Origin of the sequence: Arenimonas sp. (assembly GCF_035721105.1) — a bacterium.
In the GTDB taxonomy this organism is placed as follows: domain Bacteria; phylum Pseudomonadota; class Gammaproteobacteria; order Xanthomonadales; family Xanthomonadaceae; genus Arenimonas.
In genome coordinates this window covers 1-15,909 of the sequence record NZ_DASTNG010000084.1, presented here as the reverse complement: position 1 = coordinate 15,909, position 15,909 = coordinate 1, and the positions used below count along the sequence as shown (strand labels likewise).

The following is a 15,909-nucleotide window of genomic DNA, read 5'->3' as shown; positions in this document are numbered from 1 at the left end:
TCAGTAGGCAAACTCTTTGAAGACCGGGTCGACGCTGCCCTTCCACGGACCGTGGAACAGGGCCAGCTTGCGCTCGGCGGGGGTTTCGTTGGCCAGCGCGAACTCCAGCAGCGGCTCGAGGAACACGGCTTCGCTGGCGCCGGTGGCGTTGAGGCGGTTGCGGCGCTTGAGGCCGTTGCCGGCGATCTTGAGCGCCTCGAGCGCCAGCTCGCGCACGGTGGCGCCGCGGAACGGCAGCTTCAGCGCCTGCCTGGGCACGCCGTCGCGCAGCGCGTGGCGCTCTTCCAGGGTGAAGTCCTTCACCAGATCCCAGGCCGCGTCCAGCGATGCCTGGTCGTACAAGAGGCCGACCCAGAACGCCGGCAGCGCGCACAGGCGGTTCCAGGGGCCGCCGTCGGCGCCGCGCATCTCGAGGTACTTCTTCAGCCGCACCTCGGGGAAGGCCGTGGTCATGTGGTCGGCCCAGTCCTTCATGGTCGGCAGCACGCCCGGCAGCGCCGGCAGCTCGCCGCGCAGGAACTTGCGGAAATCCTGGCCGCTGAGGTCGATGTATTCGCCGTCGCGGTAGCTGAAGTACATCGGCACCTGCAGCAGGTAGTCGACGTAGCGCTCGAAGCCGAAGCCATCCTCGAACACGAAGTCGAGCATGCCGGTGCGGTCGGGATCGGTGTCGGTCCAGATGTGCGAGCGGTAGGACAGGTAGCCGTTGGGCTGGCCGTCGGTGAACGGCGAATCGGCGAACAGCGCCGTGGCGATCGGCTGCAGCGCCAGCGAGACGCGGAACTTCTTCACCATGTCCGCTTCGCTGGCGAAGTCCAGGTTCACCTGCACCGTGCAGGTGCGGGTCATCATGTCCAGGCCCAGGTTGCCGCGCTTGGGCATGTACTCGCGCATGATCTTGTAGCGGCCCTTGGGCATCCACGGCATCTCGTCGCGGCGCCACTTGGGCTGGAAGCCCATGCCCAGGAAGCCCAGGCCCAGCTCTTCGCTGACGGTCTTGACCTCGCGCAGGTGCTGGTTGGTCTCGCGGCAGGTCTGGTGGATGTCGGTGAGCATCGCGCCCGACAGCTCGAGCTGGCCGGCCGGCTCCAGGGTCACCGAGGCGCCGTCCTTGGTCAGCGCGATCAGCTTGCCCTTCTCTTCGAACGGCACCCAGCCGAAGCGCGTGAGGCCGCGCAGCATCGCCTCGATGCCCTGGGGGCCGTCCCAGGTGGGCGGGCGCAGGTCGTCGAGCCGGAAGCCGAACTTCTCGTGCTCGGTGCCGATGGTCCACTCGGCTTCGGGGCGGGCGCCCGTGGCCAGGTACTCGACCAGCTGGTCGCGACCGGTGAGGGGGCTTTCCTTGACGTTGCTGGGTCCGGACACGGGGCGCGCCTTGCAGGGGTGGAGGCGATGTGCGGGCGCTGGCCTACAATCGCAAGGATGGCGATCTTATCCCGCAACCCGTGAAAGCTGGCGTCCTGCCGGTGCTGCTGCTGTGTTGCGGGCCGGCCCTGGGCCAGGGGCTCGAGCGCGGCAACGGCCCGGAGCCCTCGACCCTGGACGCGCACCGCTGCCCCGAGGTGGCCTGCGCCAACGTGCTGCGCGACCTGTACGAAGGCCTGGTGGCCGAAGACGGCGGCGGGCGGCTGGTGCCGGGCATGGCCGAGCGCTGGGAGGTTTCCGGGGACGGCCGCACCTGGACCTTCCACCTGCGCCCGGACCTGCGCTGGTCCAACGGCGAGCCGCTGACGGCCGACGCGGTGGTGGCCAGCTTCCGGCGCGCGTTCGCGCCGGCCACCGCGGCGCCGTTCGCCGGCCACTTCGACGCCATCGCCGGGGCCACCGCGGTGCAGCGGGGCGAGCTGCCGCCGGCGCGTCTGGGCGTGACCGCGCCCGACGACCGCACGGTCGTGTTCCACCTGGTCCGCAGCGCCGACCTGCCGCGGCTGCTCACCCTGCCAACCGCCTTCCCGGTCTACCTGCCGGCGCTGGCCGAGCACGGGGCGCAGCACACCCGCCCGGGCCGGCTGGTCAGCAATGGCGCCTACCGGCTGGCCGACTGGCTGCCGCAGGCCATGATCACGCTGGAGCGCAATCCGGAATTCCACGCGCCGGCAGCGATCCCGCGGGTGCGCTTCCACGTCACCGAGGACGCCAGCAGCGAGCTGATGCGCTTCGAGGCCGGCGGGCTGCACATCACCGAGACCGTGCCGCCGCAGCCGCTGCCGGCGCTGCGCGCGCGCTTCGGCGACCAGCTGCGGATCAGCCCCTACCTGGGCAGTTTCTGGCTGGGCTACAACCTCGACCAGCCGCCGTTCCGCGACGCCCCGGCGCTGCGCGAGGCGCTGTCGCTGGCGATCGACCGCGACATCCTCACCCGCCACGTCACCGGGCTGGGCGAGCAGCCGGCCTACGGCCTGGTGCCGCCGGGCGTGGCGGGCTACACGCCGCCCCGCCTCGGCTGGGCGCGCGCCACCCAGGCCGAACGCGAGGCCCTGGCGCGCCGCCGCTATGCCGAGGCCGGCTACGGGCCCGACAACCCGCTGGAAGTCGAGCTGCGCTACAACACCTCGACCCCGCACCGCCGGCTGTCGCTGGCGGTAGCGGCGATGTGGCGCGAGGTGCTGGGCGTGCACGTGCGGCTGCGCAACGAGGAATGGAAGGTGTTCGTGGGCAACCGCAAGCAGCGGGTGATCACCCAGGCCTTCCGCGGCGGCTGGATCGCCGACGTGGACGACCCGCGCAACTTCCTCGACAACTTCCGCGGCGACAGTGTCGCGAACTGGACCGGCTACGACGACCCGGCGTTCACCGCCCTGCTCGACGCCGCCGACGCCGCGCCAACGCTGGCGGACCGCGCCGCGAAGCTGCGCGAGGCCGAGGCCCGGCTGCTGCAGGCGCACGCGATCCTGCCGATCTATTTCTACACCTCCAAGCACCTGGTGCGGCCCGAGGTCGGCGGCTTCGAGGCCAACCCGCTCGACCGCCACCCCAGCCGTTTCCTGACGCTGTCGCCGCCGGCGCCGTGACCGGCCGCGCGTGACAGCGCGCAGGCGCTTGGGCAAAGTCGCGGCATGTCCCGCGCCCGCCTGTTCGCCAGCCGCAGCCTCGAAGCCCTGCTGACGCTCTGGCTGCTGGCCACGCTGTGCTTCGTGCTGCTGCGGGCCGCGCCCGGCGGCCCCTTCGACAGCGAGAAGAGCGCGCCGCCCGAGGTCGAGGCCGCACTGGCGGCGCAATACCGGCTGGACCAGCCGCTGCTGTCGCAGTACGGCCACTGGCTGGGCGACGTGCTGCAGGGCGACCTGGGGCCCTCGTTCCAGTACCCGGACTACACGGTGAACCAGCTGATCGCGGCCGGCCTGCCGATCTCGCTGGTGAACGGCGGCCTGGCGCTGCTGCTGGCGCTGGGCATCGGCCTGCCGCTGGGCATAGGGGCGGCGCTGCGCGCGGGCCGCGGGATCGACCGGGTGCTGATGTTCGGCGCCGGCCTGGGCCTGGCGATGCCGAAGTTCGTGGTGGCGCCGCTGCTGATCCTGCTGTTCGCGGTGACGCTGCAGTGGCTGCCCGCGGGCGGCTGGGACGGCAGCTGGCGCAGCGCGGTGCTGCCGGTGATCGCGCTGGCGCTGCCGAACCTGGCCTACTGCGCACGGCTCACGCGCGCGGCGATGCTGGAGGTGCTGGACGCCGACTACCTGCGCGCCGCCCGCGGCCGCGGCCTGTCGGAAACCCGCCTGCTGTTCGTCCACGCCCTGCGCCCGGGCCTGCTGCCGGTGGTGGCCTGGCTGAGCCCGGCCCTGATCAACGTCGTCAGCGGCTCGGCGGTGGTCGAACAGGTGTTCGGCATCCCCGGCATCGGCCGCTACTTCGTCCAGGGCGCCCTGAACCGCGACTACACCCTCGTGCTCGGCGTGGTGCTGGTGATCGGCGCCGCCATCGTCCTGATCAACGCCCTCGTCGACGCCCTGCGCGCGTGGCTCGATCCTCGTCTTCGGGATTCGGCGGTGTGAGGGTTTTTATTTTTAACGCGGATAAGAGCGGATAAACGCCGATCAAAGCGGATAAAGCAAAAAGTCGAATTGGCTTCTCGCGCGGGGCGGCGACATCGCCAAGACCCAATCCCTCTTTGGCTCTATCCGCTTTTATCGGCGTTTATCCGCTCTGATCCGCGTTCAAATTCCTGGCCCCGGAATGCGACGCGGCCCTCAGTCACGCGCGATCAAAGCTCCAGCCAGCGGGCGACGACGGCGCGGGCTTCGTCGACGCCGAGCTTGGAGTCGCCGGAGAAGACCTGGGCCGTGGCGCGGTCGCCCAGCTCCTTGCGGACCTTGAGCAGGATGTTGCCCTGCTCGCCGCGGCCAAGCTTGTCGGCCTTGGTCAGCAGGCAGTGCGCCGGCAGCTTGCGCTCGACGGCGTAGTCGAGCATCTGCAGGTCGTACTCGCGCAGCGGGTGGCGGATGTCCATCACCACCACCAGGCCGGCCAGCGACTGGCGGGTGTGGAAGTAGATGTTGATGAACTCCTTCCAGCGCTCGCGCATCTCCTCGGGCACCTTGGCGTAGCCGTAGCCGGGCAGGTCGACCAGGTGCTTCCTGGGCGCGACCTCGAAATAGTTCAGGGCCTGGGTGCGGCCGGGCGTCTTCGAGACCCGGGCCAGGCCGTGCTGGTTGGTGAGGGCGTTGAGCGAGGTCGACTTGCCCGCGTTCGAGCGGCCGGCGAAGGCCACCTCGCGGCAGTCGTCCGGGGGCAGCTGCTTCAGGGCGTGGGCGGAAAAGGTGTATTTGGCGCGGGCCAGGGGGTTTGCCATCGAATTGGCCGGTGCGGGAAAGGCCACTAGCTTGGCCTGCCCGGGCCGCCCTGACCAGCATCCGGGCCTTCACGGGCCGTCTTGATTGACCCCCCACGGCGCAGGCTGGGATAATCCGCGCCTTCCCGCGCGTCGTTCGCGCTGAGCCCCATCCACCCGAATTCCAGCGTTCCGGAGCAGTCCATGAAGTTCACGCGCATCCTCGGTGTCGCCGCCCTGCTGGCCGCCGGCTCGACCCTGGCCCAGGAAGCCGCCACCGTGACGCCGGCCCCGGAGCCCGACGTGGCCCCGGTCGCCGTCCTCGAAGCCGACAACACCCCGGCCACCTGGGGCGACGCCCAGGCCGGCGCCGGCAAGGCCGCCGCCTGCGCCGCCTGCCACGGCCTCGACGGCAATTCGGCCGACCCGCAGTACCCGAAGCTGGCCGGCCAGCACGAGCGCTACATCGCCCGCCAGCTGTCCCTGTACAAGTCCGGCGAGCGCAACAACGCCATCATGCTGGGCTTCGCCAGCACCCTGAGCGCGCAGGACATGCGCGACATCGGCGCCTACTTCGCCAGCCAGAAGACCGTGCCGGGCGTCGCCGACGACTCCGCCATCACCTCGGGCCCGAACCAGGGCCTGGCGTTCTACGAAGTCGGCGAGCGCATCTTCCGCTACGGCAACCCCGACCAGGGCGTGCCGGCCTGCCAGGCCTGCCACGGCCCCACCGGCCGCGGCAACCCGGGCGCGGCCTGGCCGCAGCTCGGCGGCCAGCACGCCGGCTACACCGCCAACGCCCTCACCGCCTTCCGCGACGGCATGGTCTGGGGCAAGGGCGGCAACGCCAATGCGCTGATGGCCGGCGTCGCCGGCAACCTCAGCGACGAAGAGATCCAGGCCCTGGCCACCTACATCGAAGGCCTGCACAACGCCGACGACACGCCGCCGGCCGACGCCGCCGCGCCGCAGGGCTGAACCCTGCCTGCCGCAGGCGGCGTCCGCGCCGCCTGATTGAACCTTGCCGGCCGGGCGTGGTCTGGTTGGCTGTCCCCTCAAGGAGCACGACCCGATGAAGCGCCTGCTGTCCCTCCTGCTCGTCCTCGCCCTGGCCGCCTGCAGCCCGGCCCCGTCCGAGCCGGTCGCCCCCGCCGAGCCGGCCGCCGCGCCCGTGACCGAAGCCGCCGCCGAGCCGGCCGCGCCCGAAGCCGTCGAGCCCGCCACCGAGGCCACGGAGGCTGACACCGCCGCGCCGGCCGAGGCCGAGCCGGCCCCGGAAGCCACGCCGGAAGCCACCGAGGCCCCCGAAGCGTCCGGCGACACCGCCGCGGCCGAAGCCGCCGCGCCGGCCCCGGCCGCCGAGCTCCCGGCCATGCCCGACCCGGCGAACGCGCCGCGCGAAGGCCGTGACTACAACGTGCTGGCCGAGCCGCAGCCGACCTTCTCCGGCGGCCCGGGCATCGAAGTGGCCGAGGTGTTCGCCTACACCTGCATCCACTGCGCCAACCTGCAGCCGACCATCAACCAGTGGAAGCCGACCCTGGCGCCGGACGTGAACTTCGTCTACGTCCCGGCGGCCTTCGGCGGCCCCGGCGACAACTTCGCCCGCGGCTACTTCGCGGCCGAGGCCATGGGCCTGCTGGACAAGACCCACAACGAGACCTTCAAGGCCTTCTTCGTCGACCGCAAGTTCCAGACCGCGGCCCCCGAGGAAGTCGCCGACCACTACGCCAGCCTCGGCGCCGACCGCGACACCTTCCTGTCGACCATGCAGAGCTTCGCGGTGACGGCCAAGCTCAACCGCGCCCGCCAGTTCGCGCTGCGCACCGGCGTGCAGGCCACGCCGACCCTCGTCATCGCCGGCAAGTACACCGCCCAGGTCACCGGCGACCGCGGTCCGGAAGGCCTGATCCAGACCATCGAGTGGCTGGTGCAGAAGGAACGCGCCGAAGCCGCCCGCCGCTGATCGCGCGGCACCGGCAGCACACCCACGGGGCCGCGAATGCGGCCCCGTTCAGTTTCGGCCTTGTGGCGGCGGGCGCGCGGCCGCACCATTCCGGCATGGCCGCCAAGCCCAAGCCTGCCCCGCGCAAGACCCTCCGCCTGCTCAGCGCCAACATCCAGGCGGGCTCGAGCACGCGCGCGTATCGCGAGTACGTCACCCGCAGCTGGTCGCACGTGCTGCCCAACGGCAAGCGGCTCAACCTCGACAGCCTGGCCACGCTGGCCGAGCCCTTCGACCTGGTGGGCCTGCAGGAAAGCGACCCGGGCAGCCTGCGCTCGGGCTTCACCAACCAGGCCGACTACCTGGCCGAACGCGGCGGCTTCCCGTTCTGGAGCCACCAGCCCAACCGCCGCATCTCGCGCATCGCCGGCAGCGGCAACGCGCTGCTGAGCCGGCTCGAACCCACCGAGCTGCTCGACTACGCCCTGCCCGGCCGCATCGCCGGCCGCGGCGTGCTGCTGGCGCGCTTCGGCGAGGGCGATGCGGCCTGGGACCTGGCGGTGACGCATCTGTCGCTGGGGGCGAAGTCGCGCCAGCTGCAGCTGGGCTTCCTGGCCGACCTGCTGTCGGAATCGCCGCGCCTGGTGCTGATGGGCGACTTCAACTGCGACTTCGACGCACCCGAGATGCGCGCGCTCTACCGCGAAACAAGGCTCGAGCCCCCCAGCGAGCGGGTGGCGACGTTCCCGAGCTGGGCACCGCGCCGCTGCCTGGACCACGTGCTGGTCGGCGGCCTGAAGATCACGAACTACCAGGCCATCCCGGCCGCCGGCTCCGACCACATGGCCGTCGCCGTCGAGCTGGAAGTTCCGGGTGGGACGGGTAGCAAGGGCCAAAGCGTTTAACACGGATGAACGCGGATAGACACGGATAAAAGCGGATAAGGCAACCGCTTGAGTGGGCTGTCGCCAGAGGTTGCTGCGCGCGAGAACCCAACTTCTACCGCTCCTGCTCTATCCGTGTTTATCCGTGTTTATCCGCCCTTATCCGTGTTGAAAATCTTTTGACTCCACGCCAACCGAAGCCAAGAGAAAGGCCGCCCGGAGGCGGCCTTTCGGGGTGACGCGGGGGAGCGTGGATCAGAAGCTGACTTCGGCGCGCAGGTAGAAGAAGCGGCCACCCGGGATGTCGTAGGTGGACGCGTCGTAACCGTTGAGCGAGCAGGACACGCAGATCGGCGGGTCCTTGTCGAAGACGTTGTTGGCGCCGAAGGTCAGGCGCAGGTTCGCCATCTCCTCGAACTGGTAGCCCAGCTGCACGTCGCTGTAGGTGATCGCATCGAGCACATTGGTGTCCGTGGCCGGATCCGAGCAGACCGAGAACGAAATCACCCGGCCGCAGGACTCACGCAGCTCCGAGATGTGGCGCAGCGTCCACGACGCCGACCACGGGCCATTGGCCCACTCCGTCACGAAGTTCGAGGTCCAGTCCGGGATCGCACTGTCCACCACCTCGCGGCCCGGGCCCTGCGGCTGCGGCTGGCCGGCGGCGCCGACCGCCTCGTACTTGCCGACGAAGGTGTTGCGCCAGGCCATCTTCAGCTGGCCCCAGTCCTGCATCGGGAAGGCCCAGGACACGTCCACGTCCCAGCCGTTGGTCTTGATCGAACCCAGGTTGCTCAGGCGGTTCGCGAAGCCGTTGATGCCGCCGGTGGACGCGCGGGTGATGCCCGAGCAGTACAGCGGGTCGAGCGTCTGCACGCAGAGGTCGAGCTGGGTCTGGGCGTCGATGGCCTGGATGGCGCCTTCGATGTCGTGGCTGTACCAGGTGAACTCGATGTCCACGCGCTCGGCGACCGACGAGTCCTCCAGGAACGACGGGCTCCAGACGAAGCCGGCGGTGAAGCTGTCGGCGAACTCGGGCTCGAGCTGGTCGTTGCCGCCGGTGGTGACCGAGATCTGCGGGTTCGGCTGCACGTAGTTGTTGGGCACGCCCAGCGCCGCGCAGTTGCCGGCCAGCGAGGGATTGAGCAGCGGCGTGGTGCAGGGATCGTCCAGCTGTGCGTCGAAGCGGCTGGCCGAGCCGAACAGCTCGCCGATCGACGGCGCCCGGAAGCCCTCGGCGAAGCTGGCGCGCAGCACCAGCTCCTCGGCCACCTGCCAGCGCATGCCGTACTTGGGCGTGAACTGCGAGATGCCGGTGCTGTAGTCGGAGTAGCGGCCGGCCAGGGTCAGGTCGAAGCGGCTGCCCTTGTCCTCGTTGGCGAACAGCGGGACGTTGACCTCGAGGTAGATTTCGCTGACGTCGTACTTGCCGGAAGTCGGCAGCGACGGCACGCCGTTGTAGAAGCCGGCCACCGTCAGCGGGTCAGGCTGGTAGCTGCCCTTGAGGCGACGGTGCTCGAAGCCGGTGGCGAAGTCGACCGAGCCGGCCGGCATCTCGAACAGGCTGCCGGACAGGTTGGCGGTGACCAGGGCCAGCTTGTTCTGGCTCTCGTCGCGCACGATCGGCGAGATGAAGGCCAGCATCTCCGGGGTGATGGTGCCCGGGCCGCCGAAGATGTTCAGCGGCGTGCAGCCGGCGACGGCCGCGCAGGCCGCGGGATCGCCCAGCGCCAGCGCGATGTTGCGGATGTCGTAGCTGCCGTAGTTGGTCTGGTCGGCCTGGTTGTCGCTGAAGGCGACGTTGGCGTCCCAGTAGTAGCTGCGGCTGCCGGCGTCGAACACGCCCTCCAGGCCGGCGCCGACGTACCAGGTGTCGACCTCCTGCTCGAAGATGCGCGGCCCGCCCTCGACCGGGCGACGGCCGATCAGGATCAGGTTGCGGTCGGCCTCGGGCGTGGTCAGGCGGCCATCGAGGTCGAAGCCGAACGGATTGAACGGGTTCAGGCCGGAAATGAAGATGTTGTCGGCCAGCGGGTTGCCGGTGCCGGCCTCGGGGCCGAGGAAAATCGGCTCGGGCGCGGCCTGGTTGTTCGACTCGCGGCGGTTGAAGAGCACCTTGGCGTAGCCGCTGACGGCGTCGCTGAACTCGAACCGCGCCTGGCCGAACACGCCGGTGCGCTTGGACGGGGTCAGCAGAAGGTTGTACTGCGAGAAGTTGAAACGATCGGCGGTGGTGAAGCAGTGGTAATCATCGGTGCGCACGCAGCCGACCTGGGTCGGGTCGTACACCGGGCTGGTAACGCCGGTGTTGGGCGTGACGTCGATGGTCTCGCCGGTGTTCGGGTCGGTGATGATGAAGCGACCAGTCGGCGTGCCGGAGCTGCCGAAGGCCAGGCCGGTGCCCGGCACCGGGAACGCCGACTGCTGGCGATCGCGGGCGTAGATGAGGTCCTGGTCGGTATGGCTGATGCCGACGAAGAAGTTGGCGCGGTCGGTGCTCTTGCCCCAGGCGAAATCGATGCTGGAGGTGGCGCCGTCGCCTTCGCCGTACTCGCCGTACTGGGCGTTGATCTTGATGCCGTCGAAGTCCTTGCGGGTGATGATGTTCACCACGCCGGCGATGGCGTCGGAGCCGTACAGCGAGGACGCGCCGTCCTCGAGCACTTCGATGCGGTCGATGATGGCCAGCGGGATGGTGTTGAGGTCGGTGGCGGCACCGACGCCGGAGGCCGAGGCCTCGTTGACCCAACGGATGCCGTCGACCAGCACCAGCACGCGCTTGGCGCCGAGGTGGCGCAGGTCGGCCTGGGCGGAACCGGCGCCGACGCCGCTGCCGTCCGGCGGGAAGCCGAAGTTGCCGCTGGAGTTGAACTTGGTGTTGAGCGCCGAGCCCGAGCCGGTGAGCGACTGGATCAGGTCACCGACCGAGGTCAGGCCGCTGCGGTCGATGTCGGCGCGCGTGATGCGCTGCACGGGCACCAGGCCCTCGGCTTCGGCGGTGCGGATGCGGGTGCCGGTGACTTCGATGCGGTCGAGGGTGGTGACGCCCTCTTCGCTGCTTTCCTGCGCACTGGCGGCCAGCGGCAGCGCGGCGAGCAGCAAAGCGCTGCGGACCGCCAGGCTAAGGCGGGAGGTTCGGTTGCTCTTCATGGTGATCCCCAAGGGTTGGTGGGACCGGCGCCTTGCCCCCAATGCGCCGGCTGGGACCAGATGTAAAGAGTTTGTGACAGCCCAACAAGCCGCGAAATCACTAACAATGTTAGCGTTTCAGGCCGCCCCGCCGCCCCAGGCCAGGCCGCTGCCCACCAGCACCAGGAAGCTAGCGAACAGGCGCTTGAGGGCCTGCCCGCTGATCCGGTGGGCCAGCCGCGTGCCCAGCGGCGCGGTCAGCACCGAGGCCAGGGCCAGGGCCACCGCCGCCGGCACGAACACGTAGCCCCAGCTGCCCGCCGGCAGCACGCCGGGCGCCGGGCCGTTGAAGGCGTAGCCGGCGGCGCTGGCCAGGGCGATGGCGACCCCGCAGGCGCTGGACGTGCCCACGGCCCGCACCGGCCGGACCCCGCGCCAGACCAGCAGCGGCACCGTCATGCTGCCGCCGCCGATGCCCACCAGGGCGGAAATCGCACCGATCACGCCGCCGGCGGCCGAGTACCCAGGGCCACGCGGCGCATCCGGGCGCTCGGGGCGCGAGCGCGGCCAGTCCAGCGCCAGCTGGGCCGCGGCGATGAAGCAGTAGGCGGCGATGCCGACCCGCAGCAGGTCGCCGTCGAGGCGGGTGGCCAGCAGGCTGCCGAGCCAGCCGCCGGCCAGCACGCCGGGCACCAGCCAGGCCACGGTCGGCCACAGCACGCTGCCGCGCCGGTGATGGGCGCGCGCCGAGGACAGCCCGGTCAGCACGATGCTGGCCAGCGCGGTCGCCAGCGCCACGTGCACGGCCAGCGCCGGCGGCACGCCCTGCGCCGGCAGCAGCCAGACCAGGGCCGCCACCAGCACCAGGCCACCGCCGATCCCCAGCAGCCCGGCCAGCACGCCGGCCAGCGCCCCCAGCGCCAGGTAGATGCCCCAGTCCAGGCTCATCGGGCCACCGGGCGCTCAGGCGCCATGGGCTAGACTTGCCGGCATGTTGAAGTACATTTTCATGATTTTCCTGCTGCTGGGGCTGCCCGCGACCGCCTGGTCGAAGGTGGCGCCGGCCGATCTGTCGGCGCAACGCCCGCTCATCCTCGGCGGTTTCCAGCTTGCCGATCAAGGCCGCTTGAATGCCAGCGATGCCGCGCGCCTGGCCAGCCATCCGCTGCACGGCTGGGTCGAGGCCACGCTGTGGCGCAAGCGCATCGCCACGGCGACGCCGGCCGAGGTGCGCGCGGTGCTGGCGCGGCATGACGGCCAGCCCGCGGCCGACTGGCTGCGCGAGGCCTGGCTGCTGGAGCTGGCGCGCCGCAAGGAATGGACGCCATTCCGCGCCGACTACCGCCCGTCCGCGTCGGTGGAGCTGCGCTGCGCCGAACTCGCGGCGCGACTCGCGACCGGCGCGTCCGACGCTGCCTGGACCGCCGACGTGCAGGCGATCTGGCTCAGCGGCAGCGGGCTGCCCGCGACCTGCGACGCGCCGTTCGCGGCCCTGCAGGCCCGCGGCCAGCTCGGCGAGGACCTGCGCTGGCAGCGCATCGAGCTGGCGCTGGGCCAGGGCCAGGTCGCGCTGGCGCGCTTCCTCGCGCGATCCCTGCCCGCGAACGCGGCGACGCTGGCCGCCAGCTACGCCGACTTCGTCGAAGCCCCGCACGCGCGCACCGCGACCTGGCCGCGCGACGCCCGCAGCCGCCGCATCGCCGCGCTCGGCCTGGCCGGGCTGGCCCGCCGCGACCCCGAGGCCGCGCGCACGCAGCTGGCGACGCTGGGGCCGGCGCTGGACCTGGACGAGGCCCAGCGCGGCCAGGTGCTTTACCAGGTCGCGCTGTGGACCGTGGCGTCCTACCTGCCAGGCTCGGCCGACCGCCTGGCCGAAGTGCCCGAATCCGCCTACGACGAGCGCCTGCACGAATGGCGCGTGCGCGAGGCCATGAACCGGCGCGACACCGCCGCCGCGCTGGCCGCGATAGCGAAGATGCCGCCGGCCCAGCGCGCCGATTCGCGCTGGCAGTATTTCGAAGCCCGCCTGCGCGAACGCAACAAGGAAAGCGAACTCGCAAGCGCGCTCTACACCCAGGCCGCCAACGCCGCGACCTTCCACGGCTTCCTCGCCGCCGACCGCCTGAAGCTGCCCTATGCGCTGTGCCCGCTGCAGCCCTCGGACGACGCGGCGCTGCGCCAGCGGGTGGCCGCCAACCCCGGCCTCGTGCGTGCGCTGGAGCTGTTCCGCATCGACCGCACCGGCCCGGCCATCCGCGAGTGGGCGGCCCTGCTGCGCGGCCTGGGTGAGCAGGAGCGCTACGTCGCCATCGACTTCGCGCTCGACGCCGGCTGGCACGACCGCGGCGTGTTCACCATCGGCGACGCGCCCGAGGCGATGCAGTACTACGCCCTGCGCTTCCCGCTGCCGCACGAGCGCACGATCCGGCGCGAGGCGAGGAAGCACGCGCTCGACCCGGCCTGGGTCGCGGCGCAGACGCGCGCCGAAAGCGCCTTCATGGCGCACGCCCGCTCGCCGGCCAACGCCCGCGGCCTGATGCAGCTGCTGCCCACCACCGCCGACCTGACCGCCAAGCGCCAGGGCATCGCCTACCGCGGCGTCGAGAGCCTGTACGACCCGGACGTGAACATCATCCTGGGCACGGCACACCTGCGTTTCGAGCTGGACCAGCAGGGAGGCCTGCCCTACCAGGCCATCGCCGCCTACAATGCCGGCCCGGCCCCCGTGGCCCGCTGGAACCGCGACCGCCCCGGCTTCGAGCCCGATTTCTGGATCGAGACCGTGACGTACAAGGAAACCCGCGACTACGTGGCCCGGGTGCTGGCCTTCAGCGTCATCTACGATTGGCGCCTGGACGGCGACGCGGTGCCGGTGACCGAGCGCATGCTCGGCCGCACCGTCGATGCGTCGTCCCGGCGCAAGTTCCGCTGCCCCACTCCTTCGAGCGCATCGAGCACGCCATGATTTCGCAAAACATCGTCATCCTCGGCGGTACCGGCTTCGTCGGCCGGCACCTGGTGTCCCGCCTGGCCGCCGACGGCCACGCCATCACCCTGCTCAGCCGCAACCTGGCCAGCCACCACGACCGCCTGCTGCCGCCGGGCGTGGTGCTGCGCGAGGTCGATGTCTACGATCCCACCGTGCTGCGCCAGGCCTTCACCGGCGCCGACGCGGTGATCAACCTGGTCGGCATCCTCAATGAAAACGGCGACAGCGGCCGCGGCTTCCGCCGCGCCCACGTCGAGCTGACCAAGCTGGTGCTGGCGGCGATGCAGCTGGCCGGCGTGCGCCGCCTGCTGCAGATGAGCTCGCTCAACGCCGGCCGCGGCCAGAGCCACTACCTCAAGTCGCGCGGCGAAGCCGAGGCGGCGGTGAAGGCGTCGGGCCTGGACTGGACGATCTTCCAGCCCTCGGTGATCTTCGGCCACGGCGACGGGCTGTTCTGCCGCTTCGCGCAGCTGCTCAAGCTGGCGCCGGTGCTGCCGCTGGCGCGCGCGGGCTGCAAGTTCGCGCCGGTCTACATCGGCGACGTGGTCGAGGCCTTCCTGCGCGCGCTGGGCAATCGCCGCAGCATCGGCGAGGTGTACGAGCTGTACGGGCCGGAAGTGTTCACCATGGCCGAGATCGTGAAGATGACCGCCAAGGCGCGCGGCCTCAGCCGGATCGTGCTGCCGCTGCCCGACGTGCTGGGCCGCCTGCAGGGCTTCGTGTTCGATTTCGTGCCGGGCAAGCCGTTCTCGTCCGACAACTTCCGCTCGCTGGCCACCGATTCGGTCGGCGGCATCGACGGCCTGCACCGCCTGGGCATCGTGCCCACGCGCGTGGGCGCCAAGCTGCCGGAAATCCTGGGCCACGTCGACGACCGCCAGACGCGCTACGCGCGCTACCGCGCCGCCCGCTGAGATGAAGGCCTACCGGGTCGGCGGCGCGGTGCGTGACCGGCTGCTGGGCCTGCCCGGCGGCGACCGCGACTGGGTAGTGGTGGGTTCGACGCCCGAAGCCATGGTGCAGGCCGGCTTCCTGCCGGTGGGCAAGGACTTCCCGGTCTTCCTGCATCCGGTCACGAAGGAAGAGCACGCGCTGGCCCGCACCGAGCGCAAGACCGCGCCGGGCTACCGCGGCTTCACCTTCCACGCCGACGCGTCGGTGACGCTGGAAGAAGACCTGGCGCGGCGCGACTTCACCATCAACGCCATCGCCGAGGACGACGACGGCGCGCTGGTCGATCCCTTCAACGGGCGCGCGGACCTCGAGGCGCGCGTGCTGCGGCACGTGTCGCCCGCCTTCGCCGAGGACCCGGTGCGGATCCTGCGCGCGGCGCGCTTCCTGGCGCGGTTCGCGCCGCTGGGCTTCACGGTGGCGCCGGAGACGCTGGCGCTGATGCGCGACATGGTCACCGCGGGCGAAGTCGACCACCTGGTGCCCGAGCGCGTCTGGCAGGAACTCAAGAAAGCCCTGGAGATGCCGCGCCCGTCGGCCGCGATCGCCCTGCTGCGCGAGTGCGGCGCGCTGGCGAAGCTGCTACCGGAAGTGGACGCGCTCTACGGCGTGCCCCAGCGCGCCGAGTACCACCCCGAAATCGATACCGGCCTCCACGTGCAGATGGTGTTGGACATGGCCGCGCGGCTGGCGCCCGGCGATGCGCTGCTGGGCTACTGCGCGCTCACCCACGACCTGGGCAAGGCGCTGACGCCGAAGGCCGAGCTGCCCAAGCACATCGGCCACGAGCACAGCGGCGCCCGCCCCCTGCGCGCGGTATCGGCGCGCTACAAGGTGCCGGCGGAGTACGCGGCGGTCGCCGAGATCGTCTGCCGCGAGCACCTCAACGTGCACCGGCTGGCTGAGCTGCGGCCCGAGACCGTGCACGACCTGATCGCCCGCTGCGACGGCTTCCGCAAGCCCGAGCGCATCGCCCAGCTGGCCCTGGCCTGCGAGGCCGACAAGCGCGGCCGTCTGGGCCGCGAGGAAGAGCCCTATCCGTCGCGGGACCTGCTGCTGCGCCTGCATGCGGCGGCGCAGGCGGTGTCGGCCGGCGCGGCGATTGCCAGCGGGCTCAAGGGCGTGGCGGTGGGGGATTGGCTGCGGCAGGCGCGCATCGCGGCGATTGCCGCCGAAAAGATTCGCGCCTGAAGGCGCTCCTACAGGGCGGGGCTGAGGCGGGGCAAAGAAAAAGCGGGCCGAAGCC

The 15,909-nt window shown here is 71.1% G+C and carries 12 protein-coding genes; 8 read left to right on the top strand and 4 right to left on the bottom strand.

Annotation, left to right across the window (positions count from 1 at the left end; all coding sequences use genetic code 11):
- The gene (locus tag VFQ84_RS13440; protein WP_325132144.1) at positions 1-1,365 is read right to left on the bottom strand and encodes a glutamate--cysteine ligase; all 1,365 of its coding nucleotides are present in this window, start codon (positions 1,363-1,365) and stop codon (positions 1-3) included.
- An 80-nt stretch (positions 1,366-1,445) separates the two neighbouring features.
- On the opposite strand from VFQ84_RS13440, the gene VFQ84_RS13435 reads away from it, so the two are divergent.
- The gene (locus tag VFQ84_RS13435; RefSeq protein WP_325132143.1) at positions 1,446-3,011 is read left to right on the top strand and encodes a peptide ABC transporter substrate-binding protein; all 1,566 of its coding nucleotides are present in this window, start codon (positions 1,446-1,448) and stop codon (positions 3,009-3,011) included.
- Positions 3,012-3,056: 45 nt separating this feature from the next.
- Positions 3,057-3,989, top strand: coding sequence for an ABC transporter permease subunit (locus VFQ84_RS13430; RefSeq protein WP_325132142.1), 933 nt, complete (start codon positions 3,057-3,059; stop codon positions 3,987-3,989).
- 209 nt (positions 3,990-4,198) lie between these two features.
- Here VFQ84_RS13430 and yihA read toward each other — a convergent pair whose 3' ends face one another.
- Positions 4,199-4,786, bottom strand: a complete 588-nt coding sequence (gene yihA / locus VFQ84_RS13425; protein ID WP_325132141.1) for a ribosome biogenesis GTP-binding protein YihA/YsxC — start codon at positions 4,784-4,786, stop codon at positions 4,199-4,201.
- Positions 4,787-4,969: 183 nt separating this feature from the next.
- Here yihA and VFQ84_RS13420 point away from each other — a divergent pair, with 183 nt between their 5' ends.
- The 3 genes from VFQ84_RS13420 (at position 4,970) to VFQ84_RS13410 (ending at position 7,615) form a co-directional block, all read left to right on the top strand.
- Positions 4,970-5,743, top strand: coding sequence for a c-type cytochrome (locus VFQ84_RS13420; RefSeq protein ID WP_325132140.1), 774 nt, complete (start codon positions 4,970-4,972; stop codon positions 5,741-5,743).
- 94 nt (positions 5,744-5,837) lie between these two features.
- On the top strand, positions 5,838-6,731 hold the full coding sequence (locus tag VFQ84_RS13415) for a thiol:disulfide interchange protein DsbA/DsbL (RefSeq protein WP_325132139.1): 894 nt from the start codon (positions 5,838-5,840) through the stop codon (positions 6,729-6,731).
- A 95-nt stretch (positions 6,732-6,826) separates the two neighbouring features.
- A complete protein-coding gene (locus tag VFQ84_RS13410; RefSeq protein ID WP_325132138.1) occupies positions 6,827-7,615 on the top strand; it encodes an endonuclease/exonuclease/phosphatase family protein in 789 nt (262 codons plus the stop codon).
- A 234-nt stretch (positions 7,616-7,849) separates the two neighbouring features.
- On the opposite strand, the gene VFQ84_RS13405 is transcribed toward VFQ84_RS13410, so the two are convergent.
- Both VFQ84_RS13405 and VFQ84_RS13400 read right to left on the bottom strand, forming a co-directional pair.
- Complete coding sequence (locus VFQ84_RS13405; protein WP_325132137.1) at positions 7,850-10,744, bottom strand: TonB-dependent receptor domain-containing protein; 2,895 nt, start codon at positions 10,742-10,744, stop codon at positions 7,850-7,852.
- 117 nt (positions 10,745-10,861) lie between these two features.
- Complete coding sequence (locus tag VFQ84_RS13400; protein WP_325132136.1) at positions 10,862-11,671, bottom strand: sulfite exporter TauE/SafE family protein; 810 nt, start codon at positions 11,669-11,671, stop codon at positions 10,862-10,864.
- Positions 11,672-11,714: 43 nt separating this feature from the next.
- Here VFQ84_RS13400 and VFQ84_RS13395 point away from each other — a divergent pair, with 43 nt between their 5' ends.
- From VFQ84_RS13395 to VFQ84_RS13385, 3 genes are read left to right on the top strand one after another with little or no spacing between them, the layout of a single operon-like run.
- Positions 11,715-13,688 (top strand): transglycosylase SLT domain-containing protein, encoded by a 1,974-nt coding sequence (locus tag VFQ84_RS13395; protein WP_325132135.1) that lies wholly within the window; start codon positions 11,715-11,717, stop codon positions 13,686-13,688.
- Entirely contained in the window at positions 13,685-14,626 is a 942-nt protein-coding gene (locus VFQ84_RS13390; RefSeq protein ID WP_325132134.1) for a complex I NDUFA9 subunit family protein, read from the top strand. The genes VFQ84_RS13395 and VFQ84_RS13390 overlap by 4 nt, the downstream gene beginning before the upstream one ends.
- 1 nt (position 14,627) lies before the next feature.
- On the top strand, positions 14,628-15,854 hold the full coding sequence (locus VFQ84_RS13385) for a multifunctional CCA addition/repair protein (RefSeq protein WP_325132133.1): 1,227 nt from the start codon (positions 14,628-14,630) through the stop codon (positions 15,852-15,854).
- Positions 15,855-15,909 lie beyond the last annotated feature (55 nt).